Raw genomic sequence first — 26,785 nt, forward strand, 5'->3', positions numbered from 1 at the left:
TCTCCGTCGGTCCGGTCTCCGTCGGCCCGCATTCGTGGCCGGGCTACTCGCCGGCGTCCTGACGCTCACCGCCGCCTGTGCCTCCGGGGACCAACCCGCCGACGGCACCACCGACGACCCGACACCGCCCCCACTGGCCTCCGTCGTGATCGTCGAGCCGGCCGCGGAGGCCCGGGACGTACCCGCGTCCACGCAGATCACCTTCACGGCGGAGGAGTCCCGGGAGACCATCGTCGCGCTGGTGGACTCGGCCGGTGGGGCGGTCGAGGGCGCGCTCACCGCCGACGGCGCGAGTTGGCTGCCCGCCGGTGCGCTCGCGTATGGCGAGACGTACACGGCGACTGTCACCGCAACCGGAGACGATGACCGTCCGGTCACCGCGACCAGCACCTTCACCACGATGGCCGAGCCGGATCAGCAGGTGCGGATCAGCAGTTTCCTCGGCGACGGGCAGGTTGTCGGGGTCGGGATGCCGCTCATCGTGAAGTTCGGGCGGGACATCCCGGAGGAGTACCGGGACGACGTGCAGCGGCGGATGACGGTCACGGCGACCCCCGCGCAGGAGGGGGTGTGGCACTGGGTCAGCCCGACCGAGGTGCGGTACCGCCCGCGGGAGTTCTGGCAGGCGAACAGCACCGTTTCGTACCGGGTGCAGGCTGGTGGCCTGCCGCTCGGCGACGGCTGGTACGGCCGGGCCGACCTCACCGTCGACGTCAAGATCGGCCCAGCGCTGATCATGACGGTGGAGAACGAGACGAAACAGATGGTGGTCACGAAGGACGGCGAGGAGGTGCGCACGATCCCGGTGAGCCTCGGCAAGGAGTCGACGCCCTCGTCGAGCGGCACCATGGTGGTGATCGAGAAGCTCCGCGAGACGGTCTTCGACACCTACGAGGAGTTGGGGCCGGACGAGGGCTACCGGACAGACATCGAGTACGCGCAGCGACTCACCTGGGGTGGGGAGTTCATCCACGCCGCGCCCTGGTCGGAGGGGCAGCAGGGCTCGGTGAATGTCTCCCACGGCTGTGTCAATGTGTCGATGGCCGACGGCGCCTGGCTCTTCGAGAACACCCGGATCGGGGACCCGGTCCAGGTGCAGGGCACCGAACGGAAGCTGCAGAACGGCAACGGCTGGACCGACTGGAACCTGAGCTGGGAGGAGTACGTCAAGGGCAGCGCCCTGCCGGCGGAGTCGGGGACATCGCCTTCCGCTGATACCTGATCCGGTCAGCCCGAGCAGCCGGGCACGTCGACGCAGTTGTTGGGTCGGTTCTTGACCACGATGGTGCCGGTGGCGGTGTTCAACTCGACCGGTGCGGACCTTGTCCGTCCGATCAGCTACGGACAGGGTCAGCCGGCGAGTAGCGCGTTGCGGTATTCCTGCGCCCATTCCGCGTCACGCTGGTCCGCGGGCAGGCCGGCTAGCCCGGCGCGGAGGTTGTCCACACCCGTGGCGCTGTCGCCGAGTGCCAAATAGGCCAGGCCAAGACTCATCCGGGAAAATGTCGGCGTCAGCCAGTACGCGAGCCCGGGCGGCGGCTGTGACTCCGCCACTGTGGTCAGGTCATTCGCCTCGCCCAGCAGCCGCGCGGCGGTAGCCCGGTCATCCAAGAGCGCGTACCCATGGGCGGCCTGCACCGCGTCACCTACCCGTTGCAACGCCGCCGCTCCCGGGGTGTGGTAGGCGGCCAGGAAGTGCCGCACGATCCCACGCGGATTACCGCGCTGACGCTCCAGGTAGCCGCGGAAATTCTCCGCCTGGGCAGCTAGTGCGCCGTTGTCGACCGCGTCCGCCTCGTCGGCAGCCTCGATCAGCACCCGTACCGCCTCGGTGTCGTGACGGGCCTCTGCATGCAACCAGCCAACGAACTGAGTCCACTCCGCGGTCACCTCATGCAACCCCGCCGCATGTGGGCCCGCAGCCTGCGCGGTGAGGCGTCGTACCGTGCGCCATTGCGGTATCACCGCCGGCAGCAGAAGCGACGCTGGGAGCGTGTCGTCCAGGCGGCGCTGGTTGGCCAACACCTCGGCGAGTAGCCGCACCGTGGTGCCATCCAGCCGGGTCGGCTCGGCAATCGCGTAGGCGATCCGCTGCTCATCATCCGGGGTGGTGACCGAAGGGGCCTCCACGACCATGGCAGCGAGCCTCCCGCCAGCTCGTAACGTGTCATCGAGCTGGCGAGCAATCTCGACCGTAGGCCTCGTCCGACCCGTTTCGAGGTCGTGCACATAGCTTTTGCCGCAGAAGATACGACGCGCCACGTCGCGTATCGACATCCCCAAGGCGCCACGGATACGGGCCAGCTCGGCGGGGAACCGGGGATCAACAAAGGTGGGAACGCGGGCAGGCATCGGGTCTCCCAGGTCGCGGTCTGGGTCGCGGGCGCCGGCCGCTACAACCGGCGCCCTGCCGCCATCGACGGTACTCCCCGCCCGCATGTCACGCCGTCACCTGTCCGTATGGATGTTCCGGCGCGTCGCGGCGTACGCCCTACCACGGAATGATGGTTCAGAACAGTTCAAGCTGTCCGCTATGCAGTAGCGGACAATCACAACGTCACTGGGACGGCCAAAACCATTCGCCTATATCACTTGTCGACTATGGATGCGCTACTAAAATTGTTCCGGCTGATCAGTGATCACGAGCAACGGTGACGGGGGCCTCCGTATGGGGTCGTGGCCCTCAGTCGCGCACCATCGCTGCCCTTAACCGAGCGGATTCATCGACACACCTACGAGAAGCCTCCCCTCTGTTCGTACGTGTGTTCGACTGACCCGCTCCTGTCAGCACTCAATGGAGGTCTTCGACAGCGCATGCACTCTCCCTCCCACCCCCACCGTCGCCCCGCGATGCCCGCGAACAGCTCGCCGCCGATGCCGAGGAAACCGTCCGAGCCACCTACGCGGAGGGCTATGCCGACGGGATCAGGCGCCGTGGAGCCGACGGCCGAGGTTGAGTTCCCCCATACTGCCCCTACAACGACTCAGGCCCCCTCCGTGGAGGGGGCCTGAGCTGCGGTGGAGTAGATCCACCTCTGGGGTGACTGATGGGAATTGAACCCACGACAACCGGGACCACAACCCGGTGCTCTGCCAACTGAGCTACAGCCACCATCCGCCGCGCCGGGGTTCACCCTGGCGGCGCGACCAATAATAGCCGCAACCGGCGTCGCCGCGTCCAGCGGGTTCCGGCCCGGCGGCTACAGCTTCGCGGCGACCGCCTTGGCGCTCTCCACATCTGGCCCCGGCAGCGGCACGAACAGCGTCCGTCGGTAGTACTCGAGCTCCCGGATGCTCTCGCGCACGTCGGCCAGCGCCCGGTGTTCCAGGCCCTTCTTCGGCTGGCTGAAGTACACCCGGGGGTACCAGCGCCGGCAGAGCTCCTTGATCGAGGAGACGTCGATCATCCGGTAGTGCAGGTGGTTGTCCAGCCGCGGCATGTCCCGGGCGATGAAACCCCGGTCGGTGGCGATCGAGTTGCCGCAGAGCGGGGCGGTACGCGGGTCCTTCACGTGACTGGTGATGTAGTCGAGGACCATCTCCTCCGCCTCGGCGAGCCCGATCGTGGAACGGCGGACCTCCTCGGTGAGCCCGGACTTGGCGTGCATCGTCGCCACGATCTCGGGCATCTTCTCCAGTGCCGCCTCGTCGGCGCGGATCACCACGTCAACGCCCTCACCGAGCACGTTGAGATCGGGGTCGGTCACGAGCGCAGCGACTTCGATCAGCTTGTCGCCGCCGAGGTCCAGGCCGGTCATTTCACAGTCGATCCAGACGAGTAGATCTGCCACCGGCACAGCCTACGCGCAGCCCAGCGGCCCGCGTGCCGCGCATCTGTCGGCACCGCGACCGTTAGGGTTCTCTCGTGCCAGCCGAACCCGTCTCCCCTCCCGCCATCGTCAAGGACGACACCAGCGGACGGACGGCACGTCGGATCGTCACGGTACTGGCTATCGCCGCCGCGCTGCCCGCGCTCTACCTGAACGGATGGAAGCACGACTTCTTCGACCTGAAGATCTACATGTCGGCGATGGACTGGTGGGCCACGGGCGAACCGCTCTACGACTACGTCCAGCCGGACCCGGTGCAGGGCGAGTTGTTCTTCACCTATCCACCGCTCGGCGCGCTGCTGCTGTCACCGTTCGCGCTGCTCCCGTTGAACGCCACCGTGACGATCTTCACGGTGCTGACCGTGCTGGCGGTGGTGGTGACCACCCGGTGGCTGGTCGACCCGGTGATCGCCCGACACCACCTGCCGCGCGTCTTCACCCTCACCGTGGCGGTGCTGCTCGTACTCGCCGTGGAGAGCACCCGGGAGACCATCACCTTCGGGCAGATCAACATGCTGTTGGTGGTGTTGATCCTAGCGGACCTGCTGTTCGCCGTGCCGCGGAACGGACGTTGGGCCGGGGTGGGGGTGGGGCTGGCGACGGCGCTCAAGCTGTACCCGGGCATCTTCATCGTCTATCTGTTGGCCTGCCGGCGGTGGCGGGCGGCAGCGGTGGCGAGCGCCACGGCGGCGGGAGCTACGTTGCTCGCCGCGGCTGTGCTGCCGCTCGAGTCGTGGCGCTATTGGACGCACGAGTTGTGGGCGACCGACCGGGTCGGCCGCACCGACTACACCGGCAACCAGTCACTGTTCGGTCTGATCCACCGCCTCACCGTGCCCCAGGAGCCGGAACGGCTCCTGTGGCTCGCCCTGGTCGCGGTGGTCGCCGGGTACGGGCTGTGGCGGGCGGCCCGGGCGGCCCGGGCCGGGCACGCGCTGACCGGCCTCACTCTCACCGGCCTGGTCGGTGCGCTGATCAGCCCGATCACCTGGCCCCATCACATCTACTGGTTCGTGCCGGCCGTCGTGGTGCTGGTGGACGCGGCGCTCGGCGCGAGGCCGGGCAGCACGCGCCGCCGGCTGTGGCTGCTCGCCGTCGGCGTCGCCGTGATCACCGTGTACGGCGTGGTGACGTTCCACGATTGGGGCACCGCCCTGGTGCCCACCGACACGGTCGCCGACTTCGTGGATCGCAACGTGTACGTGCTGCTGGGGCTGGTGCTGCTGGCAGCGCTGCCGATCCGCAACAGCAGACCGATTCAATCGGACACTCTTCACGAGACGCCCACAGCGCGCTAACCTGACGTCAGGGAAAGTAAGTGACGTTTCGGTAGCACCGATCCCCCGGTGCGGGACGGCCCTCCGTGTCGGCAGCACGGAGGGCCGTCCTCGTCCACCCCTGTTACCGGCAGCACCTCGCCGAGTCGAGTCGCGCTATCGCGCAGGGCCGAGTCGCCACCGCGCAGGGTTGAGCCGAGTCGCTACCGCGCAGGGTTGAGCCGAGTCGCTACCGCGCAGAGTCGGACGGCGCGGACGGCCGCAGCCGCCGCGCCGACACACGGCCGGAATCAGCCGGCACCTCGGCCTCCGTCGGCTCGTTGAGCGGCCAGGCCGGGCCGGCCTCCGGCGCTCGCCGGCGCCCCTCCGGGGCGATCGTGCGCTCCCCGGCTGGCCGCGGCATCGAACGGGTTCGCTCACCGGAAGCGCCGACCGACACGAGTTGCCGGGCCGGTGGGACGCGCCGGCTTCCGCCTCGCACGACGACCGGCTGCTCCCCCGCTCGGGCAGCGGGTGCACCGAGGCCGCTGAGCGAGGTCACTCCCAGCCGGCCGGCGAGGAGCGGCACCTGGTCCGGCTCGACCACGAAGACCACCTCCCGGGGGCGAACCGGTCGCAGCAGCAGCGCCAGGGCCCCCGACACCAGCAGCATCCCGCCAACCAGGAGGGCGGCGGTGACCGGCGGGACCCAGCTCTCCCGCAGCTCGGCGCGGAGGTCCAGGGTCAGGTCAGCGCCGAGCGCGGCCCCACCGAGCAGCACCGGAATCCCGGTGACCATCAACAGCACCCCGGCGACAACCCGCACTAAACGCACCGACTTCACCCCTCTCCGTAGTCGAGCACTCGGACGACCTTACCGACCCGAAGCGCCCAAACAGGGGATATCCACGGTCATCGCCGCGGAAAGGCGCTGCGGTCAGGCCTTCGGCGCGGGCGCACGTCGGGACCGGGTGAAGGCCAGCCCACCCAGCACCAGGCCACCCAGGCCGGCGACCAGACCGGCGACGCCGAGACCAACGGCCAGCCCCTCCCCCGCCGCCGCGTCATCCGTCGCCCCATCCGCCGCCGCGGCCGGCGTCCCGTCCTGGGCAGCCGCCGGATCGGCGTCCGCGGCGACAGCCAGCTCCAGCACCGGGGCCGGGGCCTCCGGCTCCACGCCGTCGGCGGTCGGCTCGTCGATCCACCGCACGACCGTTCCATCCGAGTACGTCTGCAGCGCCTTGAAGACCATCGTGTCAACCGCGGGTAGCGGCCCCACCGAGACCGGGAACTCCTGGAACGTGCCCGGCCCGATCCCGGCCTCGGGCTGCGCCGTCCAGGTGATCTTCGCTATTGCCTCGGTGATCTGGCTGCCGTGGACCTCCACCGGCTCGTCGAGCGTGCGCTTCTCCACCTCCGCCGTCCAGCCCGGGACCAGCATCGTCGAGACCGATCCGAGCGGGGCGTTCTCCGGCAGGAAGATCTCCACCTTGGTGGTGGAGTCGGTGTCACTCTCGTTCGGCACCCGGAAGGCGAATCGGCCGTACCCGCCCTGGGTCGCCTCCTTCGGGTCGACCGTGATGTGCGCCGAGGCCGGCCCGGCGAAGCCGAACACGGCAGCGGCGACCGCGCCGAGCGCGAGGAGGGCGGGGGCGGAGCTGCGCCGGAGACGGATCATGAAGTGGGAACCCTTTCCTATGTGACGGCGACGGTGGTCGTCACCGTGGCCTGGTCGATCTCAGACGTGCGGACGGTCACCCGCAGCTGCCAATCCCCGGACGCGGGCAGGTTGATCTCGCCGGTCGCGTGGTTGTCGGTCAGTGGCAGCAACGGCACCTCGATCGGTTCGATTCCCGCCGCCGGCAGCGCGACGGTGGCCCGCCACTCCGCCACCGGCTGGGGTCGGTTGTCCGGGGTGTAGGCGTAGAAGTGGACCGAGTTGTTGCCGCGCTTGGCCGGGTCCACCTCGACCTGCAACGAATACAACGAACTGGTCAGAGTCGTCGAGAAGTAGCCGCCGTCGGACTGGGCGGTGTCCGCGACCGCGGTCCGCGCCGGGGTGGTCTGGACCAGCACCGCCGCCAGCCCGAGCAACACGGCGGTGATCGCCAGCTCAACCATGATCGCCCGCCGCACCGGCGCGGGCCGCTCGGCCGCCGTGCGCCGACGCACCAGTGCCCGGGAATACGCGGCCACCGCGACCACCAGAACGAAGAGCCCGACCTTGCCGAGCAACAGCCGACCGTACGGGGTGTCGACGAGGGCCGCGAAGGAGGCGACCTCGATCAGCGCCTGTACGACCCCGGCGACGAGCAGCGCGGAGACGGAGAGCGCCGCCCAGCGGGACCAGATCGGCAGGATCGCGGTCAGCTCTCCCTCGTCGGCCTGGCGCAACAGGAAGCTGACGAGCATCACCAGCCCGCCGAGCCAGACCGCCATCCCGCCCAGGTGCACCGCGTCGAGCACGACCGAGACCACCGGAGCCGGGGAGACCGCCGGATGACCGGACAGGGGCCAGGTCAGCAGGGCCGCTCCGCCGAGGACGCCCAGGATCACCAGATCGGTCCGGCCGACCGGGCCGGCCAGCACCGGCCGGAGCACGAACGCCGCCGCCGCGAGCAGGCCCAGCCGGACCAGGTGCGCGGCGCCGAAGGTACTACCCAGCACCGTGCTCAGGCCCGCGCCCGTGATGTCGAAGACGCCGCCGCCGTTGGTGTAGGGGACCTGGAGCCAACCCGTCGCCAGGGTGGCGAACGCCAGCAGGCCCAGGCCGGTCCACGCCAGCCGGGCGGGGCCGCGACGGGACAGCCGGCGGGGCCAGAGCAGGGCGAGGACCAGCACCGGGCCGACCAGGAGCAGCAGGCCGAGGTAGCCGAGGTACTTGCCGACCTTGATTCCGGCACTCACCACCGGGTCGGCGCGGCTGTCGCTGCCGGTGTCGACCGGGGGTGTCGACGGGGCACCGACGGAATAGGTGAAGGCACCGGAGACCGGGTGGCTGTCGGCCGAGATCACCCGAAAACTGACCAGGTAGGTGCCGCGACCGGAATTCGGGTCGACCGGGATCACGACGACCGCGCCGTCGAAGCTGGGCTCGCCCCGGTCGGCCCGCGACCCGTCCGGTGCGATCACCCGGATCTTGCCAGGCACCTTGCGGACCGACTCGCTGAAGGTGAGGACCACCTCGGTGGGCGCGTCCGGCACCACCGCCGACGAGGCCGGGCTGCTACTCACCAGCACCGCGTGGGCGCTGGCCGGGCCGGCCGGGGCGAGCAACAGGGCAACGAGGGTGATCAGGAGGCCACCAACGGCGGTGAGCCGGGCGCTCCAGCGGCGGAGGACGACAGTCATGCCGGTCATGCTCACCCAGAACGCTCCCTGATGCCCAACCGGACCCGGGCCGGAGGGGGCCCAGGACCGGGCCGCGCCCGTCGGCCCATGAATGGGTGGTCGGGGCTCGCCCGCGGAAAGTTCCCGACGTGGCAGAGCCCATCTAGGGGCGAAGGTCCCTACCGCCACATCTGGCTCCGCGTAGCCTAAATTGTCGTGATCCTGGCCCCGCGCGACACCGCATCCGCTGCCCCCGCCGTCGGCCTGGCGTGGATCGGATGAGGGCGGGAACTTGCCGGCGGCGAGGAGCGACCACATGAACGTGACCACATCGAGCAGCCCTGTTGCCCGCTGGCCGACCGTCCGCCCCTGGATCGGCCTCGCCGCCCGGCTCGGCCTGGCCGCGGTCTGGCTCCTCGCCGGCGCCGCCAAGGTGGGGGACCTCGCCGCCTCCGGCCGAGCGGTGAACGCATACCAGATCTTCCCGTACGACCTGGCGACCGTGATCGGCGCCGCGCTGCCCTTCCTCGAGCTGGCCCTCGGCGTACTCGTGCTGCTCGGGTTGGCGACCCGGCTGACCGCCGGGGTCTCCGCGGCGCTGCTGCTGGTCTTCATCGCCGGCATCGTCTCGGCCTGGACCCGCGGGTTGAACATCGACTGCGGCTGTTTCGGCGTCGGCGGCGAGCTGGCCCCGGGGCAGACCCCGAGCTACCTCCCGGAGATCCTCCGGGACCTGGGATTCCTGGCGTTGGCCGGGTTCCTGTTGATCTGGCCCCGCACCCCGTTCTCGGTGGACGGCTGGTTGCTGGGCGAACGCGCAGTGGAGGACAAGGATGAGTAGTCGGAAGGGTCGCAAGGAGGCCGCCCGGGTGGTCCGGGACCAGCTGGCCCAGGAACGGCGGCGCAGGCGGACACTGTGGGTGTCGGCGACCGCCGTCTTCGTGCTGGTGATCGCCGGCTTCACCGGCTGGGCCGTCTACTCCGAGCAGCGCGCCGACGAGTTCACTTCGCCACCGGGCGCCAACGAGGCCGGCACCGGCATCGTGTACGGCTCCGGGCCGGTCACCATCGACCTGTACGAGGACTACCTCTGCCCGGCCTGCAAGCAGTTCCAGGAGGTCAACGGCGAAACCGTTGACCAGCTCGCGGACGAGGGCAAGGCACGGGTGGTCTTCCACCCGGTGGCCTACCTGAACCGCTTCTCGACCACCCAGTACTCGACCCGCTCCTCCGCCGCAGCGGGCTGCGCCTCAGCCGGCGGGAAGTTCCGCGAGTTCAGCGAGGCGCTCTTCGTCCAGCAGCCACCCGAGAACGGCGCCCAGCTCAGCGACGCCGAGCTGATCGACATCGGGGCTGCGGCCGGGCTCGACCGGGACACCTTCGGCTCGTGTGTCAACGACGGCACCTACCTGTCCTGGACCGAACACGTCACCGAGGAAGCCAGCCGAGCGGAGATCACCGGTACGCCGACCATCCTGGTCAACGGCGAGCAGGTCAACACCTGGTCACCGGAGGCTATCCGGGCCGCGGTGGAGGCCGCCAGCTGATCCGCACCCGGTCAGCGGGGCGTCGGACGGGGCGTGAATCCGTAGGGCAGTTCGAGGCGGTGCCGGGCGAGCAGCGCCTCGTCTGCCAGGATCTCCTCGGTGGGGCCGTCGGCGACGAGCCGGCCACCGTCCAGGATGACCGAGCGTTCGCAGAGCTCCAGCGCGTACGGCAGATCGTGGGTGACCATCAGCAGGGTCACCGGCAGAGCGCGCAGGATCTCGGCCAGTTCGCGCCGGGCAGCCGGGTCGAGGTTGGACGACGGCTCGTCCAACACCAAAATCTCCGGGTGCATGGCGAGCACCGTCGCCACCGCGACCCGGCGGCGCTGCCCGAACGACAGGTGGTGCGGGGCGCGGTCCCGGTGCTCGCTCATCCCGACCGCGGCGAGCGCCTCGTCCACCCGGGTCGTCAGCGCGGCGCCGCGCAGCCCCAGGTTGGCCGGTCCGAACGCCACGTCCTCGGCGACGGTGGGCAGGAAGAGCTGGTCGTCCGGGTCCTGGAAGACGATGCCCACCCGCCGGCGCACCTCGGCCAGGGTCGACCGGTCCGGGCGGACGGTGAGCCCACCGACGGTCACACTCCCCGCGGTGGGGGTGAGGATGCCGTTGAGGTGCAGCACCAGGGTGGTCTTCCCGGCGCCGTTGGGCCCGAGCAGCGCCACCCGGTCGCCGCGGGGCACGGTCAGCTCCACGCCGCGCAACGCCTCGTGCCCGTCCGGGTAGGCGTAGCGCACGTCGCGCACGTCAAGGCTGGAGGGCGTCATCGGCTGCACGCATCCGATCATGTCAGGACCAGGGCGGTGGCGGCGACGCCGGCCGCTACGGCGGGGACGGTCGAGGCGGCCAGCCACTGCCCGACGGTCGCCGCCTCCGCGCCCTGCCACGCCTGGGGCATCCGCCCGGCGTAGCCGCGGGACAGCATCGCCAGGTACACCCGCTCCCCCCGCTCGTAGGCGCGCAGGAACAGCGCCCCGACCCCGGTCGCGAAACCCCGCAGCTGCCACATGAAGCGCGGATCGTCTCCCCGGGACAGCCGGGCCACCCGCATCCGCCGGGCCTCGCCGACCAGCACTTCCAGGTAGCGCAGCATGAAGGTGGCGATCTGGGTGAGCAGCTGCGGGCAGCGCAACCGGTCCAACCCGATGATCAGGTCCCGGGTGGTGGTGGTCGCGGCCAGCAGCAGCGACGCCAGGACGCCCAGGGTGCCCTTGGCGAGGATGTTCCACGCCCCGTACAGCCCGTCCACGGAGACCGACAGGCCGAGGAGTTCGGTGCGCTCGCCCGCACCGAGCAACGGCAGGGCGAACGCGAACAGCACGAAGGGCAGCTCGATCAGCGACCGGCGCAGCAGCCAGCCGGGCCGGACCCGGGCCACCGCCGCGACCGCCGCCACCAGCACGGCGTAGCCGCCGAAGGCCCAGAGCGCCTCCCGGGGGGTGGCGACCACGGCGAGGGTGAAGGCCACCATCGCCGCGACCTTCACCTCCGGGGGCAGCCGGTGCACCGGTGAGTCGGAGCAGTGGTAGAGCAGTTGGGTGTGCCCGGCGCCCACGGCCCGCTCCTCAGCCCACTCCGGCGGCGGAGGTCGGCTGCGCCGCGTCCCCATCCGAGTGGGGTTGCTGCCCAGCCCGGCGCCGGAGCAGCCAGAACCCGCCCCCCGCCAGGGCGAAGGTCAGCAGCACGCCGACGACGCCGGAGAGCCCGGTGGCGAGGGCGTCGTCGGTGATGCCGGAGACGCCGTAGTCGGCCAGCGGACCGCCGATCTCGTGCTCCGACTCCCGCTGCGCCGGACAGTCACCACCGGTGACAGCGCCCGCCGCGTCAACGGTGCAGCCCTCCCGCAGCGCGGACTCCAGCCCGTCCGGGTCGGCCGACGCGAAACTGCTCACCACCCCGGCCAGCAGCAGGGAGACCAGCAGCCCGCTGGCGATGAAGCCCCAGGTCCGTTTCCTCACCGGGCACCTCCAACAGCCGGGACGGGGGACGACGCGACCGGTCCGCGGGCGCGCAGCGCGTACACAAGATCGGGTCGGGTCTTCGCGACGGTCAGCACCGTCATCGCGGTGATCAGGCCCTCGCCGACGCCGATCAGCAGGTGGGTGACGGCGATCGTGCCGGCCAGGCCGGCGATGTTGTCACCGAGGTCGACGGCGCCACCGAGTTTGTACTGGAGGACGAAGCCCAGCGCCGCCGCCACGACGCTGACCAACGCCGAGACGAACGCTGTCACGGCGAGCCCGGCCGGCGTACGCGGCAGAACCCGCAGCAGCGCGACGATCAGCAGGTACGCGGCGGCGGTGCCGATGATCGCCAGGTTGGTAATGTTGAGGCCGAGCATCGCCACACCGCCGTCGCCGAAGACCAGCGCCTGCACGGTCAGCACGACGGCCACGCAGAGCGCACCGACCCACGGCCCCACCAGCAGCGCGGCGAGCGCACCACCGAGCAGGTGGCCGCTGACCCCGGCGGTGAAGATCGGGAAGTTGATCATCTGCACGGCGAAGATGAAGGCGGCGACCAGGCCGGCCATCGGCGCCAGCCGATCGTCCAGGTGTTGCCGGCCGCGCTGGACGCAGAGCGCCATCGCCGCCAGTGCGATCACCGCGAAGATAGCGGCGACGGGACCGTTGATAATCCCGTTGGAGATGTGCATCGCCAGGTGCTCCACGCGACCTCCCACGTGTCCGGCGGGTCTGTCCACGCCACCGCGTCAGGCTATTAGGAGAACTGAGCTGTTGCCAATCCTTGGCAACAAGAGATGACGTCGGTCACGTCGCCGCGCAGCCAGGGCAAGCGAGATGTGCCGACCGAGCGCCACCCCCACCGAGCACCACGCCACCGAGGTCCACGCCACCGAGGCGGACCGGGAGCAGGCCCGGCGGTAGGGTCGCAGCCATGACCGCGCCTGCCCGCCTCTCCCCCGGCGACACCGCCCCCGACTTCACCCTCCCCACCGACAGCGGCGACCAGCTCGCGCTGGCCGACCTCCGCGGCCGCAAGGTGCTGCTCTACGCCTACCCGGCCGCGATGACCCCCGGCTGCACCACGCAGGCCTGCGACTTTCGCGACTCCCTCGCCTCGCTCCAGGCCGCCGGCTACGAGGTCGTCGGCATCTCCCCGGACAAGCCGGAGAAGCTGGCCAAGTTCCGCGAGCGGGACGCCATCACGTTCCCGCTCGTCTCCGACACCGACCGGGCGGTGCTCGCCGCGTACGGGGCGTACGGCGAGAAGCAGTCGTACGGCAGGACGGTCACCGGGGTCATCCGCTCGACGTTCGTCATCGACGTCGACGGACGCATCGAACGGGCGTTCTACAACGTCCGGGCGACCGGCCACGTCGCCAAGATCCGCCGCGATCTCGGCCTGGACTGACGACGCCCGCCGCGCCGCGCGCCCGCGCCCCTGGGCCGGCTATCCGCCGGCACGCCAAGGATGACCACCCGGGCGGGGCGCGGGCCCGCCGGGGAAGGCTCTAGACTCTTCCCGGCAAGCGGGAGTGGCGTAATTGGCAGCCGCGCAGGTCTTAGGAGCCTGTGTCCGAGAGGACGTGGGGGTTCGAGTCCCCCCTCCCGCACCACTCAGAGGGTCTCCACCAGCCGAAACCGCTCCAGCACGGCCAGCGTGTCGTCGTCCACGGTGAAGTCCGGGTCGCCGATCCACCCTCGGTAGTCCGCCCCGTGCCAGTACTTCTCGTGCCCCGCTCGCCAGGCGGCAACCGAGTCGTCGCCCTCGCCCTCGTCCCGGGCGTGGTCCAGGTCCACGTCGCCGAGCCGGCTGACCCGCACCTCGGTCAGCTCGATCACGGCCACCGGGCGACCAGCAGAATCGATCACCGCCGCCCGGGTACCCGCGACCGGTAGCTCTTCCCCTTCGATCTCGTAGTCCTGGCGCAGGCCGGTCGTGGTGGTCTTGGTCCCCGCGAGCACCAGGGCGACCAGCTGGTCCCGCAACGGACCGGGGAAGGCGAACTCGAAGGGTGGCAGCTCTGTGATCATGGGCGGACCCTAGCCTGGTTCGCCCTGTCGGGCTCGTCACTTTCTCGGGCGGTGGCCGACCCGACCGGAAAGGATGGGCAGCGTGGCCCTCCGGTTCGTACTTGACCCCGACCTGACGCCCGAGCTCCGCAAGGACATCGTCGCGCTCTGGGTTGACGTCGTCAACGCCGGTGGCGCGGTGGGCTTCGTCGCGCCGGTCACCGCCGCCGAGGTGCGGACCATCGCCGACCCCACCCTCGCCGCGATCGCCGACGGTCTGGACCGGCTGCTCCTCGGCTACGCCGGCGACCGGCTCGTCGCGATGGCGATCTTCACCGACAACCGGTTTCACCAGAAGACCCACTACCGGGTCCTGACCCGGGTCATGGTCCACCCGGACTGTCAGGGCGAGGGCTACGGGGTGGAGCTGACACGCGCAGCGGAGCGGATCGGCCGCCAGTGGGGGCTCGCCGCGCTCCATATCACCGTCCGGGACGGAGTGGGGCTGGATCGCTTCTACCGGCGCCTCGGCTATCGCGAGGTGGGACGGTTGCCCGGCGCGCTGCGGGTGGCGGCGGGAGATGACCGGGACGAGCTCCACATGTGGCTCGATCTGAGCACCGACGGTCGGGGTGATGACTGAAGCCCGGGGTGAGCCACGGCTCGGGTGGTCAGCGGCGCCCGGGATGATCAGCAGCGGCCCGGTCTGACCCGCTGCGGTCAGTCGACGGGCACGACCTCGTCGCCGACGGCGACCCGGCCGGTCTCGACGGGCACCAGGTGCAGCCCGAAGCGGAGCTTCTGCCGCACGTTGCGGTAGCGGCCGAGGATGACCAGCGGCTCCTTCCCCCGGATCCCGGTCTCCTGGTCGGTGGTGGTGACCACGCAGCGACCCGCCAGGCCGGCGGCGCGGAAGGTGACACCACCGATGCGCACCGGGCGACCGGCCCAGTCGTCCTCCGCCCAGGCCGGCGCTCCGGTGACCACGAGGTTCGGGCGGAAACGGGTCATCGGCACCGGCGGTTCGCCGGCCTCGGCCAGCCACCCGTTGAGCGCGTCGAGTGAGGCGGTGCTGGCCAGCAGGATCGGGGCCTCGTCGGCGAAGGTGACCTGGTCACCTGGGTCATGCTCGCGGTCGGCGGCGGGGAGGTGGCGGGCCGGCCGGGCCAGCCACACCAGGCGGGCCGGGCGGCCGAGGAACCGGCTGACCCAGGTCTCGGCGGCCGGACCGGCGGCGTGCGCCCACACGTCCAGCTTGCGGCTGCGGAAGGTGCGCACCGCGATCGGGGCACCGTCCACCGGTTCCGCGACATCGAGGTCGGGGTGGCCGGCGGCGCGCAGGGTGAGACCGCCGGCTCGGGCCACCGCGCGCAGCCCGACGAGGCTGCTGACCTCGCGTTGGGTGATGCCGATGCCCGCCGCGTCGACGAGCATCCAGCGCCGGTCGCCGGCCAGGCCCCAGGGCAGCACCGGGGCGACATCGTGGTCCCGCCGCCGACCTCCTTTGACGGGGTAGGTGTGCACAGCGCTCAGCCACATCGGCTCACCCTGCCACTCGTACCCCGCCTCGCGCCGGCCGCAGCGGTCCGGTTGCCGATGAAAGTTTCTATGCATAGGGTCGAAACATGAATGAAGGATCCGTCGTGCCCCCGGGTGACCGGGTGCTGGACCTGTTCCGCGGGGTTCGGCTCACCCCGACGCAGCGACGGATCGCACACTGCCTCGTCCAGCAGGGCCCGGCGGTGGCATACCTGTCGGCCGCGGAGGTCGCCGAGTTGGCCGGGGTGAGTCAACCCTCCGTGACCCGCTTCGCGATGGCCCTCGGCCACGACGGCTACCCCGCCCTGCGCCGCCACCTCCGGGAGCTGACCGCGACGCCCCGCGGCGAACGACCGAACTCGGACAACGAACTCCAGCAGGCGGTGCGTGCCGAGATCGAAAACCTGGACCGGCTCGCCGACCAGTTCGCCGACCGGGACCGGATCGCCGCCGCCGGCCGGCTCCTCGCCGCCAGCCACCCGCTGCCGGTGCTCGGCCTCCGCGCCGCCGCGCCGTTGGCCGCCTACTTCGCCTACTTCGCCGCCAAGGTGCTCCCGGACGTACGGGTCCTCGACGACGGCGGCAGCCTGCTCACCGACCGGATCGAACAGGCGGCCGAGGCGGGCGCGACCGCCCTGCTCGCCCTGGTGCTGCCCCGCTACCCCCGGGAGGCCCTCGACGCCCTGCGGGAGGCCCGGACGGCGGGCCTGACCGTCGTCGCCATCACCGACTCGCCGGTCAGCCCGGCCGGCGAGCACGCCGACGTGGTGCTCCCCGCCGCCGTCGGCGCACAACTCGTGTTCGACCTACACACCGCACCGATGACCCTGGCCATGGTGCTACTGCAGGCGATCTGCGACGCCGCACCCGTACAAACCCAACGGCGGCTGGAGGCCTTCGAAGCCTCCGCCGCCCGTCGTCAGTTGTTCCTCGGTTAGGAGGTTCCCCTATGACCCAGCCGATCCGCGCCGCGCGCGGCACCACTCTCACCGCCCGCAGCTGGCCCCAGGAAGCCGCACGGCGGATGCTGATGAACAACCTCGACCCGGAGGTGGCCGAACGCCCCGAGGACCTGGTCGTCTACGGCGGCACCGGGAAGGCCGCGCGGGACTGGCCGTCGTACCGCGCGCTGTTGAACACCCTCACCGAGCTGCGCGACGACGAGACGATGCTGGTGCAGTCCGGCCGGCCGGTCGCGGTGATGCGGACCCACGAGTGGGCGCCACGGGTACTGCTGGCCAACTCCAACCTGGTCGGCGACTGGGCCACCTGGCCGGAGTTCCGCCGGCTGGAGCAGCTCGGCCTGACCATGTACGGGCAGATGACCGCCGGGTCGTGGATCTACATCGGCACCCAGGGCATCCTCCAGGGCACCTACGAGACGTTCGCGGCCGTCGCCGCCAAGCGGTTCGGCGGGTCGCTGGCCGGCACGCTGACACTGACCGCCGGCTGCGGCGGGATGGGTGGAGCCCAGCCGCTCGCCGTGACCATGAACGGCGGTGCCTGCCTGATCGTGGATGTCGACCGCTCCCGCCTCGAGCGTCGGGTACGCGAGCGCTACCTGGACGAGGTCGCCGACTCCCTCGACGACGCGGTGCAGCGGGCAACCGCCGCCCGCGACGAACGGCGGGCGCGCAGCATCGGCGTGGTCGGCAACGCGGCCACCATCTTCCCCGAGCTGCTGCGCCGCGGTGTCCCGGTGGACGTGGTGACCGACCAGACCAGCGCGCACGACCCGCTGTCGTACCTGCCGGAGGGGGTTGAGCTGGCCGACGCCCGCGACTACGCGGCGGCCAGGCCGACCGAGTTCACCGACCGCGCCCGCGCGTCGATGGCCCGACACGTCGAGGCGATGGTCGGCTTCCTCGACGCGGGCGCCGAGGTCTTCGACTACGGCAACTCGATCCGCGGCGAGGCGCAGCTCGGTGGCTACTCGCGCGCCTTCGACTTCCCGGGTTTCGTGCCCGCCTACATCCGGCCGCTGTTCTGCGAGGGTAAGGGCCCGTTCCGCTGGGCGGCGCTGTCCGGCGACCCGGCCGACATCGCCGCGACCGACCGGGCCATCCTCGAGCTCTTCCCGGAGAACGAGCAGCTGGCCCGCTGGATCCGGATGGCCGGCGACCGGGTGGCGTTCCAGGGGCTGCCGGCTCGGATCTGCTGGCTCGGCTACGGCGAGCGAGACCGGGCCGGGGTACGGTTCAACGAGATGGTCGCCGCCGGAGAGCTCTCCGCGCCGGTGGTCATCGGCCGGGACCATCTGGACTGCGGTAGCGTCGCCAGCCCGTACCGGGAGACCGAGGCGATGGCCGACGGCTCCGACGCGATCGCCGACTGGCCGCTGCTCAACGCCCTGGTGAACACCGCCAGCGGGGCCTCCTGGGTCTCCCTCCACCACGGTGGCGGGGTCGGGATCGGCCGCTCCATCCACGCCGGCCAGGTCTGCGTCGCCGACGGCAGCGCCCTCGCCGGGCAGAAGATCGAACGAGTCCTCACCAACGACCCGGCGATGGGCGTCGTACGGCACGTTGACGCCGGCTACGACGACGCCCGGCAGGTCGCCGAGCGGACCGGCCTGCAGATCCCGATGGCCAAGGCGTAAGGAGGGCTCCGTGATGACGCATCCGGTGGTGGAGGGCTCCCTTCCGCGTAGATTCCGGCGGCTCTGGGACGAGATCGCGCCGATCGGCCGGGACGACCGTAGCGGCGGGTACCTGCGGTACGCGCTGACCGACCCGGAGCTGCGGCTGCGAGAGTGGTTCCGGGCCCAGGCCGACCAGCGCGACATGCCGGTGACCGAGGACGGCAACGGCAACCTCTTCGCCTGGTGGGGTGCCCCGGAGGCGGGAAACGCGGTGCTCACCGGCAGCCACTTCGACTCGGTACCGCACGGCGGGGCGTACGACGGGCCGCTCGGCATCGTCAGCGCCTTCCTCGCCGTGGACGAGCTCCGTGCCGCCGGCACCACCCCCACCCGGCCGATCGCGGTCGCCGCCTTCGTGGAGGAGGAGGGCGCCCGGTTCGGCGTACCGTGTCTGGGGTCTCGGCTGCTCACCGGGGCGCTGCCGGTCGAGCAGGCGGCCGAGCTGCGCGACCCGGCCGGGGTGAGTTTCGCCGAGGCGCTGGGCGGCCCGCCGGCCGGCCCCCGGCCGGAGCTGCTCGGCCGCTTCGCCGCCTTCGTCGAGCTCCACGTCGAGCAGGGCCGGGCCCTGGTCGAGCAGGCCGCGCCGGTCGCCGTCGCCAGCGCGATCTGGCCGCACGGCCGATGGCGTTTCGACTTCACCGGCGAGGGAAACCACGCGGGTACGACCCGGATGATGGACCGCCGCGACCCGATGCTCACGTACGCGTTCACGGTGCTCGCCGCCAACAAGGAGGCCCGGCGGCTCGGTGCCCACGCCACGGTCGGCCGGGTACGGGTGGAGCCGAACGCCACCAACGCCATCCCGGCTACGGTCACCGGCTGGCTGGATGCCCGCGCGGCCGAACCGGAGACCCTCGCGGGGCTGGTCGAGGCGGTCCATGACCGGGCCGCCGAGCGGGCCCGACGCGACGGCACCGGGCTGCGGCTGACCGAGGAATCGGCCACGCCCCTCGTCGCGTTCGACGGCGGGTTGGCCGACCGGCTCGTCCGGCTGCTCGACGCGCCGGTGCTGCCGACCGGGGCCGGGCACGATGCCGGCGTGCTGGCTGGGCACCTGCCCACCGCGATGCTCTTCGTCCGCAACCCCACCGGGGTGTCGCACTCCCCCGCGGAGTCGGCGAACGACGACGACTGCGCGGCCGGGGTGCAGGCCCTCGCCGCCGCGCTGGAGGAGCTGACATGACGCGCTGGCTCGCCGAGTACGCGTGGCTACCCGAGCAGCCCGAGCCAACCCCGGACGTGCTGATCGAGACCGCTGCCGGCCGGATCACCGGGGTTATCCCGCTGACCACCGAGGGCCGGCCGACCACCGGGGTCGAGGTCCTCGCCGACGCGGTCCGCCTGCCCGGGCTGACCCTGCCGGGGCTGGCCAACGCGCACTCGCACGCCTTCCACCGCGCGTTGCGCGGCCGCACCCACGGCGGCCGCGGCGACTTCTGGACCTGGCGGGACCGGATGTACGAGGTGGCCGCCCGGCTGGACCCGGAGAGCTACCTCGCGCTCGCCCGCGCCGGGTACGCGGAGATGGCGCTGGCCGGAGTCACCTGCGTCGGCGAGTTCCACTACCTGCACCACGGCCCGGACGGCACCCCGTACGCCGACCCGAACGCGATGGGGGCCGCCCTGGTCGAGGCGGCGGCGCACGCCGGAATCCGGCTGACCCTGCTGGACGCCTGTTACCTGACCGCCACTGTGGCCGGCGAACCGCTAACCGGGCCGCAGCGACGCTTCGGCGACGGTGACGCCCTGCGCTGGGCGGAGCGGGCGGCGGCGTTCACCCCCACCGACGCGCACGTACGGGTGGGTGCGGCGATCCACTCGGTGCGCGCCGTGCCCGCCGACCAACTGGCGACGGTGGCCGGTTCGGCACGGGAGCGGGGCGTCCCGCTGCACCTGCACCTCTCCGAGCAGCCGGCCGAGAACGATGCCTGCCGAGCCACGCACGGCTGCACCCCCACCCGGCTGCTGGCCGACCGGGGAGTCCTCGACCAGCACACCACCGCCGTGCACGCCACCCACCCCACCAGCTCGGACGTGATCCTGCTCGGGGACAGCCGCACCGGGGTCTGCCTCTGCCCCACCACCGAGCGGGACCTCGCCGACGGGATCGGACCGGCCCGCCGGATGGCCAACGCCGGCAGCCCGTTGAGTCTCGGCAGCGACAGCCACGCGGTGGTGGACCTCTTCGAGGAGGCGCGCGCGGTGGAACTGGACGAGCGCCTGCGCACCCGGCAACGCGGCCACTTCACCGTCGGCGAGTTGGTCACCGCGGCCACCTCCGCCGGACATGCCGCCCTCGGCTGGGGTGACGCCGGCCGGCTGGCCGTGGGCGACCGGGCCGACCTGGTCACCCTCCGGCTGGACAGCCCGCGGACCGCGGGAGTACCGGCGGCCGGTGCGTTCTTCGCCGCCACCGCGGGGGATGTGCACCAGGTGGTGGTGGATGGCCAGGTGGTGGTGCAGGACGGACGGCACCGCACCGTTGACGTCCCCACCGAGCTGACCACCTCGATCGCGGAGGTGACCGGGACAGCATGAGTAGCTTGCTGCTGGACAACATCGGAGAGCTGGTCACCAACACCACCGCCGGGGAGGGGCCACTGGGCATCCGCCGCGACGCCGCCGTGCTCGTCGAGGACGGTGTGGTGGCCTGGGTCGGGTCGAGCGGGGGTGCGCCCGCCGCCGACCAACGTATCGACGCCGAGTCGGCGGCCGTGCTGCCCGGCTTCGTGGACAGCCACGCCCACCTGGTCTTCGCCGGGGACCGAGCGGTCGAGTTCGCCGCCCGGATGGCCGGCGAGCCGTACACCGGCGGCGGCATCCGCACCACGGTCGGCGCGACCCGGGCCGCCACCGACGACGAGCTACGCGCCACCGCCCGCCGGCTACACGCGGAGGCGCTGCGGCAGGGCACCACCACCATCGAGATCAAGAGCGGGTACGGCCTCACCGTCGCCGACGAGGCCCGCTCGCTGCGGATCGCCGCCGAGGTGAGCTCGGAGACCACCTTCCTCGGGGCGCACCTCGTCCCCGCCGAGTACGCCGACCGGCCGGACGACTACGTCGACCTGGTCTGCGGCCCGATGCTCGCCGCCGCCGCGCCGTACGCCCGCTGGGTGGATGTCTTCTGTGAGCGTGGCGCCTTCGACGCCGACCACACCCGGGCGATCCTGACCCGTGGGCGGGCCGCCGGGCTGGACACCCGGCTGCACGCCAACCAGCTTGGTCCGGGCCCGGGGGTCCAGCTCGGGGTGGAGCTGGGGGTGGCCAGCGTCGACCACTGCACCCACCTCACCGACGCCGACGTTGACGCGCTCGTCGGGGCCGACGGAACGACCGTGGCCACCCTGTTGCCCGGGGCGGAGTTCTCCACCCGATCGCCCTACCCGGACGCCCGGCGGCTGCTCGACGCGGGCGTGACCGTGGCGCTGGCCACCGACTGCAACCCCGGGTCGTCGTACACCTCGTCGGTGCCGTTCTGCATCGCGCTGGCCGTCCGGGAGATGCGCATGAGCCCCTCCGAGGCGGTCTGGGCGGCGACCGCCGGCGGCGCCGCGGCGCTGCGCCGCACCGACGTGGGTCGGCTGGCGCCCGGCGCCCGGGCCGACCTGATGATCCTCGACGCCCCGTCCCACCTGCACCTGGCATACCGGCCGGGTGTTCCACTGATCCGCCAGGTCCTGCACAACGGAGTACCGCAATGTCGACCGTAGTCATTCCACCAACCGGGGTTACCCCCGCCGATGTGCTCGCCGTCGCCCGCGGCAACGCCAAGGTCGTCCTCGACCCGACGGCGATCGACGCGATGGCCAACAGTCGGTCCGTCGTGGACGGGATCGAGGCCGCCGGCCAGCCGGTGTACGGCGTGAGCACCGGCTTCGGGGCGCTCGCCAACACCTTCGTCGCCCCGCAGCGGCGGGCCGAGCTACAGCACGCGCTGATTCGTTCGCACGCCGCCGGGGTGGGGACCGCCATGCCCCGCGAGGTGGTACGGGCGATGATGCTGCTGCGCGCCCGTTCCCTCGCGTTCGGCCGCTCCGGGGTCCGGCCGCTGGTCGCCACCGCACTGGTGGACCTGCTCAACCACGATGTCACCCCGTGGGTACCCGAGCACGGGTCACTGGGCGCCTCCGGGGACCTGGCGCCGCTGGCGCACTGTGCGCTGGCGCTACTCGGCGAGGGCTGGGTGCTCGGCGCGGCCGGTGACCGGATCCCGGCCGGTGCGGCGCTGCACCGGGCCGGTCTCACGCCGATCGAGCTGGCCGCCAAGGAAGGGCTGGCGCTGATCAACGGCACCGACGGCATGCTCGGCATGCTGCTGATGGCCAACCACGATGCCGCGCACCTGTTCACCCTGGCCGACGTGACGGCCGCCCTGGCGATCGAGGCGATGCTCGGCACAGACCGGCCGTTCCAGCCCGAGCTGCACACGATCCGGCCGCACCCCGGGCAGGCCACCTCGGCGGCGAACATCCACCGCCTGCTCCAGGACTCGGCGGTGATGGCGTCGCACCGCGACGACGTGGTGCACGCGGTGCAGGACGCGTACTCGATGCGGTGCGCGCCACAGGTCGCCGGCGCGGCGCGGGACACCCTGGACTTCGCCCGACAGGTGGCGGGCCGGGAACTGGTCTCGGTGGTGGACAACCCGGTGGTCCTGCCGGACGGCCGGGTCGAGTCGACCGGGAACTTCCACGGCGCGCCGCTCGGTTTCGCCGCGGACTTCCTCGCCGTCGCCGCCGCCGAGGTCGGCGCGATCGCCGAACGGCGGGTGGATCGGCTGCTCGACGTGACCCGTTCCCGGGACCTGCCGGCGTTCCTCTCCCCCGACGCCGGGGTCAACTCCGGGCTGATGATCGCCCAGTACACGGCGGCCGGCATCGTCGCGGAGAACCGCCGACTCGCCGCCCCCGCCTCGGTGGATTCCCTGCCCACCAGTGGGATGCAGGAAGACCACGTGTCGATGGGCTGGGCGGCGACCAAGAAGCTGCGGACCGTCCTGGACAACCTGACCAGCCTGCTCGCGGTCGAGCTCCTCGCCGCGGTCCGCGGGCTCCAGCTCCGGGCGCCGCTACAGCCGTCGCCGGCCGGACGGGCCGCCATCGCCGCGTTGGCCGGGGCCGCCGGTGAGCCCGGCCCGGACATCTTCCTCGCGCCGGTGCTGGAGACCGCCCGTACGGTGATTGCCGGTCCGGAGCTTCGGGCGGCGATCGAACGTGAGGTCGGAACACTGGCCTGACCCATCTGCTCGGCTGCGCCGGGCAGCGGCTGCCGAGGTCGGTAGCCGCTGCCCGGGTACGGCAGGTCAGGCCGGCGGCAACACCTTGGCGACCAGCTTCGCCAGTTCGCGCAGCGCCTTGCCGCGGTGACTGATCGCGTCCTTCTCCGCCGGCGTCAGCTCGGCGTTCGTCCGGTCCTGCCCGTCGCCGCGAAAGATCGGGTCGTAGCCGAAGCCACCGTCGCCGTGTGGCTCCCGCAGCAGGCGACCGGCCTGCCGGCCGTCCACCAGGTGCTCCTTGCCACCGGGCAGCGCCAGGGCCACCGTGCAGACGAAGGACGCACCCCGATGCTCGTCCGGCACGTCAGCGATCTGGTTCAACACCAGCTGCAGGTTGGCGTGGTCATCACCGTGCCGGCCGGCCCAGCGGGCACTGAAGACACCGGGCATGCCGTTGAGCGCCTCCACCGCCAGGCCGGAGTCGTCGGCGATCGTGGGCAACCCGGTGCGCCGGCAGCCCTCCCGGGCTTTGATCAGCGCGTTCTCACCGAACGTCAGGCCGGTCTCCGGCAGCTCCGGGTAGGACTCGACATCGTCGAGGCCGATCAGGGCGATCCGGTGCGCGCCCAGGGCGCCATCGAGGATGCGTTGCAGCTCGATGAGCTTCTTCCGGTTCCGGGTGGCGAGCAAAACCTTGTTCATGCTGAGTCACCTTCGTTCACGACCACGGAAGCCAGCAGCGGAGCCGCCTTCACGAGAGCGCCTTCCGCTGGGCTTCGGCCAACTCCACACAGCCGGCGACGGCCAGGTCGAGCAGGGCGTCGAGCTGTCCGCGGCTGAAGACGCCCGCCTCACCGGTGCCCTGCACCTCAACGAAGTCACCGGCGCCGGTGCAGACCACGTTCAGGTCAACCTCGGCGGTCGCGTCCTCGGCGTAGTTGAGGTCCAGTCGCGGCTCACCGGCGACAACGCCGACGCTCACCGCCGACACCGAGCGGTGCATCACCGTCTCCGGCCGACCGGCGAGGGAACGGCGGGTGGCGAGCCAGGTCACCGCGTCGTGCAGCGCCACGTAGGCACCGGTGATCGCGGCGGTACGGGTGCCGCCGTCGGCCTGGAGGACGTCGCAGTCGAGCACGATGGAGTTCTCGCCCAGCGCCTTCAGGTCGATCGAGGCGCGTAGGCTACGGCCGATCAGCCGGGAGATCTCGTGGGTACGCCCACCGACTCGCCCCTTGACACTCTCCCGGTCAGAGCGGGTGTTGGTGGCCCGGGGCAGCATGGCGTACTCGGCGGTGACCCAGCCGAGGCCGGAGCCCTTGCGCCAGCGGGGGACTCCCTCGGTGACGCTCGCGGTGCAGAGCACCCGGGTGGCGCCGAACTCCACCAGCACAGAGCCCTCGGGATGGGTGCTCCAGCCGCGGGTCAGGGTCACCGGTCGGAGGTGGTCGGGCAGCCGCCCGTCAGGTCGCGCCATGTCTGCACCCTATGTGGTGGCGGGGGCCGCCCGCCCCGGGGTGTCCCGGTCGACTGGACTGCCGAAGCCCCGGCCGGCCCACGCCGGTCAGACCTCGTAGCGCGCGCCCGGCCGGACCACCTCGAGCGGGCCGGCGTAGGCAGCGGCGGCGGACGCGACGGTGCGTGCCTCGCTGCCCCAGGCCGCCACGAGGTGGGTCAGCAGCAGCCGCCCGACACCGGCCTTGGTCGCGACCTCGCCGGCCTCCCCGCCGGTCAGGTGCAGATCCGGTGGGTTGTCCACCCCGTCGAGGTAGCTCGCCTCGCAGAGAAACACGTCGGCTCCCTGAGCCAGCTGCAGCAGCGCCTCGCAGGGGGCGGTGTCGGAGGAGTAGCAGAGCACCCGACCGTTGTGTTCCAGCCGGACCCCGTACGTCTCGATCGGGTGGTTGACCCGATCCACGGTGACGGTCAGCGGGCCGACCGGGAAGGTCCCTGGGGCCAGGGGGGAGAACTGGTACACATCCTCGACCGTGCCGTCCGGCGTTCCGGCGAGGGCGGCGAGTCGCTCCGGTGTGCCCGCCGGGCCGTACACCGGCAGTGACGGATAGGGGCCGTCCGGGGCGTACCGGCGGACCACCACGTAGAGCGCGGCGTCGAGGAAGTGGTCGCCGTGCAGGTGCGTGAGGAGGACGGCGTCGGGAGCGTGGAGCCCCACGTAACGCTGGAGGGTCGACAGCGACCCGGAGCCGAAGTCGACCAGGAGCCGGAAGCCCGCGGCCTCGACCAGATAGGCCGAGCAGGGGGAGTCCGGGCCGGGGAAACTCCCGGCGCAACCCAACACCGTTAGTCGCATTGAGTCGTCTCACTGTCGCATTCTGTAGTGTCCGGGCCGGTTGCCTCTCCGCAGAGCATCGCTCCAACCGCCGTGTACGCCACGCTGGGCAGCCTACGCTCGGCGGCCCGAAGGCATGAATCATCCCCGGAAAGGTGTCACGAACGTGACACCGTCCCAGTTGGTGGGTCAGGCCCAGAGCTGCCCCTCCAGCGCCTCCTCCGCCTCGGCGAGAGTGCCGTCGTATGCTCCGGTCGAGAGATACTTCCAGCCAGCGTCGGCGACCACGAAGGCCACGTCGGCGCGGCGCCCCTCCCGGACCGCCTCGTGCGCCACCGCCAGCGCCGCATGCAGGATCGCACCGGTGGAGAGTCCAGCGAAGAGCCCCTCCACCTCGACCAGCTGACGGGTCCGCAGCACGGCATCCCGGGTGCCGACCGAGAAGCGCCGGGTCAGCACCGAGGCGTCGTACAGCTCCGGCACGTACCCCTCGTCGATGTTGCGCAGCCCGTACACCAGTTCGCCGTAGCGCGGCTCGGCGGCCACGACCTGGACCCCCGCCACCTTTTCGCGCAGGTAGCGGCCGGTGCCCATCAACGTGCCCGTGGTGCCGAGCCCGGCCACGAAATGGGTGATCGTGGGTAGGTCCTGGAGCAGCTCCGGACCGGTGGTCAGGTAGTGGGCCTTCGCGTTGGCCTCGTTTCCGTACTGGTAGAGCAGGACCCAGTCGGGGTGGTCGGCAGCGATCTGCTTGGCCGTGGCGACGGCCTGGTTCGAGCCCCCCGCCGCGGGCGAAAAGATAATCTCCGCACCGTACATGCGCAGCAGCTGCACCCGTTCGGTGGAGACGTTCTCCGGCAGCACACACACCAGCCGGTACCCGCGCAGCTTCGCCACCATGGCCAACGCGATACCGGTGTTCCCGCTGGTGGGCTCGAAGATCGTGGCACCCGGCCGGAGCCGGCCCGCCGCCTCGGCCGCACGGACCATGAACAGCGCGGCCCGGTCCTTGATGCTGCCGGTCGGGTTACGGTCCTCCAGCTTCGCCCAGAGCCGCACCGGCGGCGCCCCAGCGGGCACCGCCGGCGCGAGCCGGGGCAGCCCGACCAGGGGCGTTCCGCCACTGGCGTCCAGCAGACTGTCGTAGCGCGCCACGGGGC

27 protein-coding genes and 2 tRNA genes are annotated in these 26,785 nt (G+C 71.7%); 13 read left to right on the forward strand and 16 right to left on the reverse strand.

What is annotated here, in order from left to right; genetic code table 11:
- Window positions 1–34: 34 nt before the first annotated feature.
- Window positions 35–1,222, forward strand: coding sequence for an Ig-like domain-containing protein (locus AC1UKG_RS12920; protein ID WP_018814963.1), 1,188 nt, complete (start codon window positions 35–37; stop codon window positions 1,220–1,222).
- Window positions 1,223–1,350: 128 nt separating this feature from the next.
- On the opposite strand, the gene AC1UKG_RS12925 is transcribed toward AC1UKG_RS12920, so the two are convergent.
- From AC1UKG_RS12925 to orn, 3 genes are all read right to left on the reverse strand, one after another.
- Window positions 1,351–2,439, reverse strand: coding sequence for a helix-turn-helix domain-containing protein (locus AC1UKG_RS12925; protein ID WP_482641775.1), 1,089 nt, complete (start codon window positions 2,437–2,439; stop codon window positions 1,351–1,353).
- A 597-nt stretch (window positions 2,440–3,036) separates the two neighbouring features.
- Window positions 3,037–3,112 (reverse strand) — tRNA-His (locus AC1UKG_RS12930).
- A gap of 88 nt (window positions 3,113–3,200) precedes the next feature.
- Complete coding sequence (gene orn / locus AC1UKG_RS12935) at window positions 3,201–3,797, reverse strand: oligoribonuclease (protein ID WP_026271620.1); 597 nt, start codon at window positions 3,795–3,797, stop codon at window positions 3,201–3,203.
- Between the two features lie 68 nt (window positions 3,798–3,865).
- Here orn and AC1UKG_RS12940 point away from each other — a divergent pair, with 68 nt between their 5' ends.
- Window positions 3,866–5,128, forward strand: coding sequence for a glycosyltransferase 87 family protein (locus AC1UKG_RS12940; RefSeq protein ID WP_482641776.1), 1,263 nt, complete (start codon window positions 3,866–3,868; stop codon window positions 5,126–5,128).
- 208 nt (window positions 5,129–5,336) lie between these two features.
- Here AC1UKG_RS12940 and AC1UKG_RS12945 read toward each other — a convergent pair whose 3' ends face one another.
- From AC1UKG_RS12945 to AC1UKG_RS12955, 3 genes are all read right to left on the reverse strand, one after another.
- Complete coding sequence (locus AC1UKG_RS12945; protein ID WP_475890472.1) at window positions 5,337–5,921, reverse strand: hypothetical protein; 585 nt, start codon at window positions 5,919–5,921, stop codon at window positions 5,337–5,339.
- A gap of 102 nt (window positions 5,922–6,023) precedes the next feature.
- Entirely contained in the window at window positions 6,024–6,764 is a 741-nt protein-coding gene (locus AC1UKG_RS12950) for a YcnI family copper-binding membrane protein (RefSeq protein WP_482641777.1), read from the reverse strand.
- A 17-nt stretch (window positions 6,765–6,781) separates the two neighbouring features.
- Window positions 6,782–8,446, reverse strand: a complete 1,665-nt coding sequence (locus AC1UKG_RS12955) for a copper resistance CopC/CopD family protein (RefSeq protein ID WP_482641919.1) — start codon at window positions 8,444–8,446, stop codon at window positions 6,782–6,784.
- A 286-nt stretch (window positions 8,447–8,732) separates the two neighbouring features.
- Here AC1UKG_RS12955 and AC1UKG_RS12960 point away from each other — a divergent pair, with 286 nt between their 5' ends.
- Both AC1UKG_RS12960 and AC1UKG_RS12965 read left to right on the forward strand, forming a co-directional pair.
- The gene (locus AC1UKG_RS12960; protein ID WP_018745337.1) at window positions 8,733–9,257 is read left to right on the forward strand and encodes a MauE/DoxX family redox-associated membrane protein; all 525 of its coding nucleotides are present in this window, start codon (window positions 8,733–8,735) and stop codon (window positions 9,255–9,257) included.
- Complete coding sequence (locus tag AC1UKG_RS12965) at window positions 9,250–9,963, forward strand: DsbA family protein (protein ID WP_482641778.1); 714 nt, start codon at window positions 9,250–9,252, stop codon at window positions 9,961–9,963. The genes AC1UKG_RS12960 and AC1UKG_RS12965 overlap by 8 nt, the downstream gene beginning before the upstream one ends.
- 11 nt (window positions 9,964–9,974) lie before the next feature.
- Here the strand turns inward: AC1UKG_RS12965 and AC1UKG_RS12970 are convergent, their stop codons facing one another.
- The 4 genes from AC1UKG_RS12970 to AC1UKG_RS12985 are packed head-to-tail and all read right to left on the reverse strand — an operon-like array spanning window position 9,975 to window position 12,631.
- Window positions 9,975–10,748, reverse strand: coding sequence for an ABC transporter ATP-binding protein (locus AC1UKG_RS12970; RefSeq protein ID WP_026271622.1), 774 nt, complete (start codon window positions 10,746–10,748; stop codon window positions 9,975–9,977).
- Window positions 10,745–11,515, reverse strand: a complete 771-nt coding sequence (cbiQ, locus tag AC1UKG_RS12975) for a cobalt ECF transporter T component CbiQ (protein WP_018814977.1) — start codon at window positions 11,513–11,515, stop codon at window positions 10,745–10,747. Before cbiQ ends, AC1UKG_RS12970 begins: the two co-directional genes overlap by 4 nt.
- Before the next feature lie 10 nt (window positions 11,516–11,525).
- Window positions 11,526–11,918, reverse strand: coding sequence for a PDGLE domain-containing protein (locus AC1UKG_RS12980; protein ID WP_018814978.1), 393 nt, complete (start codon window positions 11,916–11,918; stop codon window positions 11,526–11,528).
- Window positions 11,915–12,631 carry an energy-coupling factor ABC transporter permease gene (locus tag AC1UKG_RS12985; protein ID WP_018742182.1) on the reverse strand — a complete coding sequence of 239 codons (717 nt, stop codon included), beginning with the start codon at window positions 12,629–12,631 and terminating at the stop codon, window positions 11,915–11,917. Before AC1UKG_RS12985 ends, AC1UKG_RS12980 begins: the two co-directional genes overlap by 4 nt.
- A 227-nt stretch (window positions 12,632–12,858) precedes the next feature.
- Here AC1UKG_RS12985 and bcp point away from each other — a divergent pair, with 227 nt between their 5' ends.
- Window positions 12,859–13,335, forward strand: coding sequence for a thioredoxin-dependent thiol peroxidase (bcp, locus tag AC1UKG_RS12990; RefSeq protein ID WP_482641779.1), 477 nt, complete (start codon window positions 12,859–12,861; stop codon window positions 13,333–13,335).
- A 118-nt stretch (window positions 13,336–13,453) separates the two neighbouring features.
- Window positions 13,454–13,540 (forward strand) — tRNA-Leu (locus AC1UKG_RS12995).
- A gap of 1 nt (window position 13,541) precedes the next feature.
- Here the strand turns inward: AC1UKG_RS12995 and AC1UKG_RS13000 are convergent.
- Window positions 13,542–13,958: an ASCH domain-containing protein gene (locus AC1UKG_RS13000; RefSeq protein ID WP_018742180.1), complete on the reverse strand. Its 417-nt coding sequence runs from the start codon at window positions 13,956–13,958 to the stop codon at window positions 13,542–13,544.
- Window positions 13,959–14,031: 73 nt separating this feature from the next.
- Between AC1UKG_RS13000 and AC1UKG_RS13005 the strand changes: the two genes are divergently transcribed.
- On the forward strand, window positions 14,032–14,580 hold the full coding sequence (locus AC1UKG_RS13005) for a GNAT family N-acetyltransferase (RefSeq protein WP_018742179.1): 549 nt from the start codon (window positions 14,032–14,034) through the stop codon (window positions 14,578–14,580).
- A 77-nt stretch (window positions 14,581–14,657) separates the two neighbouring features.
- Here the strand turns inward: AC1UKG_RS13005 and AC1UKG_RS13010 are convergent, their stop codons facing one another.
- Window positions 14,658–15,476, reverse strand: coding sequence for an MOSC domain-containing protein (locus AC1UKG_RS13010; protein ID WP_018742178.1), 819 nt, complete (start codon window positions 15,474–15,476; stop codon window positions 14,658–14,660).
- 86 nt (window positions 15,477–15,562) lie between these two features.
- Between AC1UKG_RS13010 and AC1UKG_RS13015 the strand changes: the two genes are divergently transcribed.
- Genes AC1UKG_RS13015 through hutH form a run of 6 tightly spaced genes read left to right on the forward strand, consistent with a single transcriptional unit; the run spans window position 15,563 to window position 23,356 of the window.
- Complete coding sequence (locus tag AC1UKG_RS13015) at window positions 15,563–16,414, forward strand: MurR/RpiR family transcriptional regulator (RefSeq protein WP_018742177.1); 852 nt, start codon at window positions 15,563–15,565, stop codon at window positions 16,412–16,414.
- An 11-nt stretch (window positions 16,415–16,425) separates the two neighbouring features.
- Complete coding sequence (gene hutU, locus AC1UKG_RS13020; RefSeq protein WP_018742176.1) at window positions 16,426–18,075, forward strand: urocanate hydratase; 1,650 nt, start codon at window positions 16,426–16,428, stop codon at window positions 18,073–18,075.
- A gap of 10 nt (window positions 18,076–18,085) precedes the next feature.
- Window positions 18,086–19,300: an allantoate amidohydrolase gene (locus AC1UKG_RS13025; RefSeq protein WP_026271623.1), complete on the forward strand. Its 1,215-nt coding sequence runs from the start codon at window positions 18,086–18,088 to the stop codon at window positions 19,298–19,300.
- Window positions 19,297–20,655: a formimidoylglutamate deiminase gene (locus tag AC1UKG_RS13030; RefSeq protein ID WP_482641780.1), complete on the forward strand. Its 1,359-nt coding sequence runs from the start codon at window positions 19,297–19,299 to the stop codon at window positions 20,653–20,655. Before AC1UKG_RS13025 ends, AC1UKG_RS13030 begins: the two co-directional genes overlap by 4 nt.
- Window positions 20,652–21,830: an imidazolonepropionase gene (hutI, locus tag AC1UKG_RS13035; protein WP_018814983.1), complete on the forward strand. Its 1,179-nt coding sequence runs from the start codon at window positions 20,652–20,654 to the stop codon at window positions 21,828–21,830. Before AC1UKG_RS13030 ends, hutI begins: the two co-directional genes overlap by 4 nt.
- Complete coding sequence (gene hutH / locus AC1UKG_RS13040) at window positions 21,818–23,356, forward strand: histidine ammonia-lyase (protein ID WP_018742172.1); 1,539 nt, start codon at window positions 21,818–21,820, stop codon at window positions 23,354–23,356. Before hutI ends, hutH begins: the two co-directional genes overlap by 13 nt.
- 66 nt (window positions 23,357–23,422) lie before the next feature.
- On the opposite strand, the gene rdgB is transcribed toward hutH, so the two are convergent.
- From rdgB to AC1UKG_RS13060, 4 genes are all read right to left on the reverse strand, one after another.
- Window positions 23,423–24,037, reverse strand: a complete 615-nt coding sequence (gene rdgB / locus AC1UKG_RS13045; protein ID WP_018742171.1) for an RdgB/HAM1 family non-canonical purine NTP pyrophosphatase — start codon at window positions 24,035–24,037, stop codon at window positions 23,423–23,425.
- A gap of 49 nt (window positions 24,038–24,086) precedes the next feature.
- Window positions 24,087–24,812 (reverse strand): ribonuclease PH, encoded by a 726-nt coding sequence (gene rph / locus AC1UKG_RS13050; protein WP_018742170.1) that lies wholly within the window; start codon window positions 24,810–24,812, stop codon window positions 24,087–24,089.
- A gap of 87 nt (window positions 24,813–24,899) precedes the next feature.
- Window positions 24,900–25,646 carry an MBL fold metallo-hydrolase gene (locus AC1UKG_RS13055; protein ID WP_026271624.1) on the reverse strand — a complete coding sequence of 249 codons (747 nt, stop codon included), beginning with the start codon at window positions 25,644–25,646 and terminating at the stop codon, window positions 24,900–24,902.
- A gap of 168 nt (window positions 25,647–25,814) precedes the next feature.
- Window positions 25,815–26,780 (reverse strand): PLP-dependent cysteine synthase family protein, encoded by a 966-nt coding sequence (locus tag AC1UKG_RS13060; protein ID WP_482641781.1) that lies wholly within the window; start codon window positions 26,778–26,780, stop codon window positions 25,815–25,817.
- Window positions 26,781–26,785 lie beyond the last annotated feature (5 nt).

The organism is Salinispora sp. CH2A1_6 (assembly GCF_056820975.1).

Excerpts from the sequence above, each read along its gene's own strand:
- AC1UKG_RS12925 (WP_482641775.1), bottom strand. The coding sequence starts at position 2,439 with ATGCGGGCGGGGAGTACCGTCGATGGCGGCAGGGCGCCGGTTGTAGCG.
- AC1UKG_RS12950 (WP_482641777.1), bottom strand. The coding sequence starts at position 6,764 with ATGATCCGTCTCCGGCGCAGCTCCGCCCCCGCCCTCCTCGCGCTCGGC.
- AC1UKG_RS12955 (WP_482641919.1), bottom strand. The coding sequence starts at position 8,446 with ATGACCGGCATGACTGTCGTCCTCCGCCGCTGGAGCGCCCGGCTCACC.
- AC1UKG_RS12960 (WP_018745337.1), top strand. The coding sequence starts at position 8,733 with ATGAACGTGACCACATCGAGCAGCCCTGTTGCCCGCTGGCCGACCGTC.
- AC1UKG_RS12965 (WP_482641778.1), top strand. The coding sequence starts at position 9,250 with ATGAGTAGTCGGAAGGGTCGCAAGGAGGCCGCCCGGGTGGTCCGGGAC.
- AC1UKG_RS12970 (WP_026271622.1), bottom strand. The coding sequence starts at position 10,748 with ATGATCGGATGCGTGCAGCCGATGACGCCCTCCAGCCTTGACGTGCGC.
- bcp (WP_482641779.1), top strand. The coding sequence starts at position 12,859 with ATGACCGCGCCTGCCCGCCTCTCCCCCGGCGACACCGCCCCCGACTTC.
- AC1UKG_RS13000 (WP_018742180.1), bottom strand. The coding sequence starts at position 13,958 with ATGATCACAGAGCTGCCACCCTTCGAGTTCGCCTTCCCCGGTCCGTTG.
- AC1UKG_RS13005 (WP_018742179.1), top strand. The coding sequence starts at position 14,032 with ATGGGCAGCGTGGCCCTCCGGTTCGTACTTGACCCCGACCTGACGCCC.
- AC1UKG_RS13010 (WP_018742178.1), bottom strand. The coding sequence starts at position 15,476 with ATGTGGCTGAGCGCTGTGCACACCTACCCCGTCAAAGGAGGTCGGCGG.
- AC1UKG_RS13015 (WP_018742177.1), top strand. The coding sequence starts at position 15,563 with ATGAATGAAGGATCCGTCGTGCCCCCGGGTGACCGGGTGCTGGACCTG.
- hutU (WP_018742176.1), top strand. The coding sequence starts at position 16,426 with ATGACCCAGCCGATCCGCGCCGCGCGCGGCACCACTCTCACCGCCCGC.
- AC1UKG_RS13030 (WP_482641780.1), top strand. The coding sequence starts at position 19,297 with ATGACGCGCTGGCTCGCCGAGTACGCGTGGCTACCCGAGCAGCCCGAG.
- hutI (WP_018814983.1), top strand. The coding sequence starts at position 20,652 with ATGAGTAGCTTGCTGCTGGACAACATCGGAGAGCTGGTCACCAACACC.
- hutH (WP_018742172.1), top strand. The coding sequence starts at position 21,818 with ATGTCGACCGTAGTCATTCCACCAACCGGGGTTACCCCCGCCGATGTG.
- rdgB (WP_018742171.1), bottom strand. The coding sequence starts at position 24,037 with ATGAACAAGGTTTTGCTCGCCACCCGGAACCGGAAGAAGCTCATCGAG.
- rph (WP_018742170.1), bottom strand. The coding sequence starts at position 24,812 with ATGGCGCGACCTGACGGGCGGCTGCCCGACCACCTCCGACCGGTGACC.
- AC1UKG_RS13055 (WP_026271624.1), bottom strand. The coding sequence starts at position 25,646 with ATGCGACTAACGGTGTTGGGTTGCGCCGGGAGTTTCCCCGGCCCGGAC.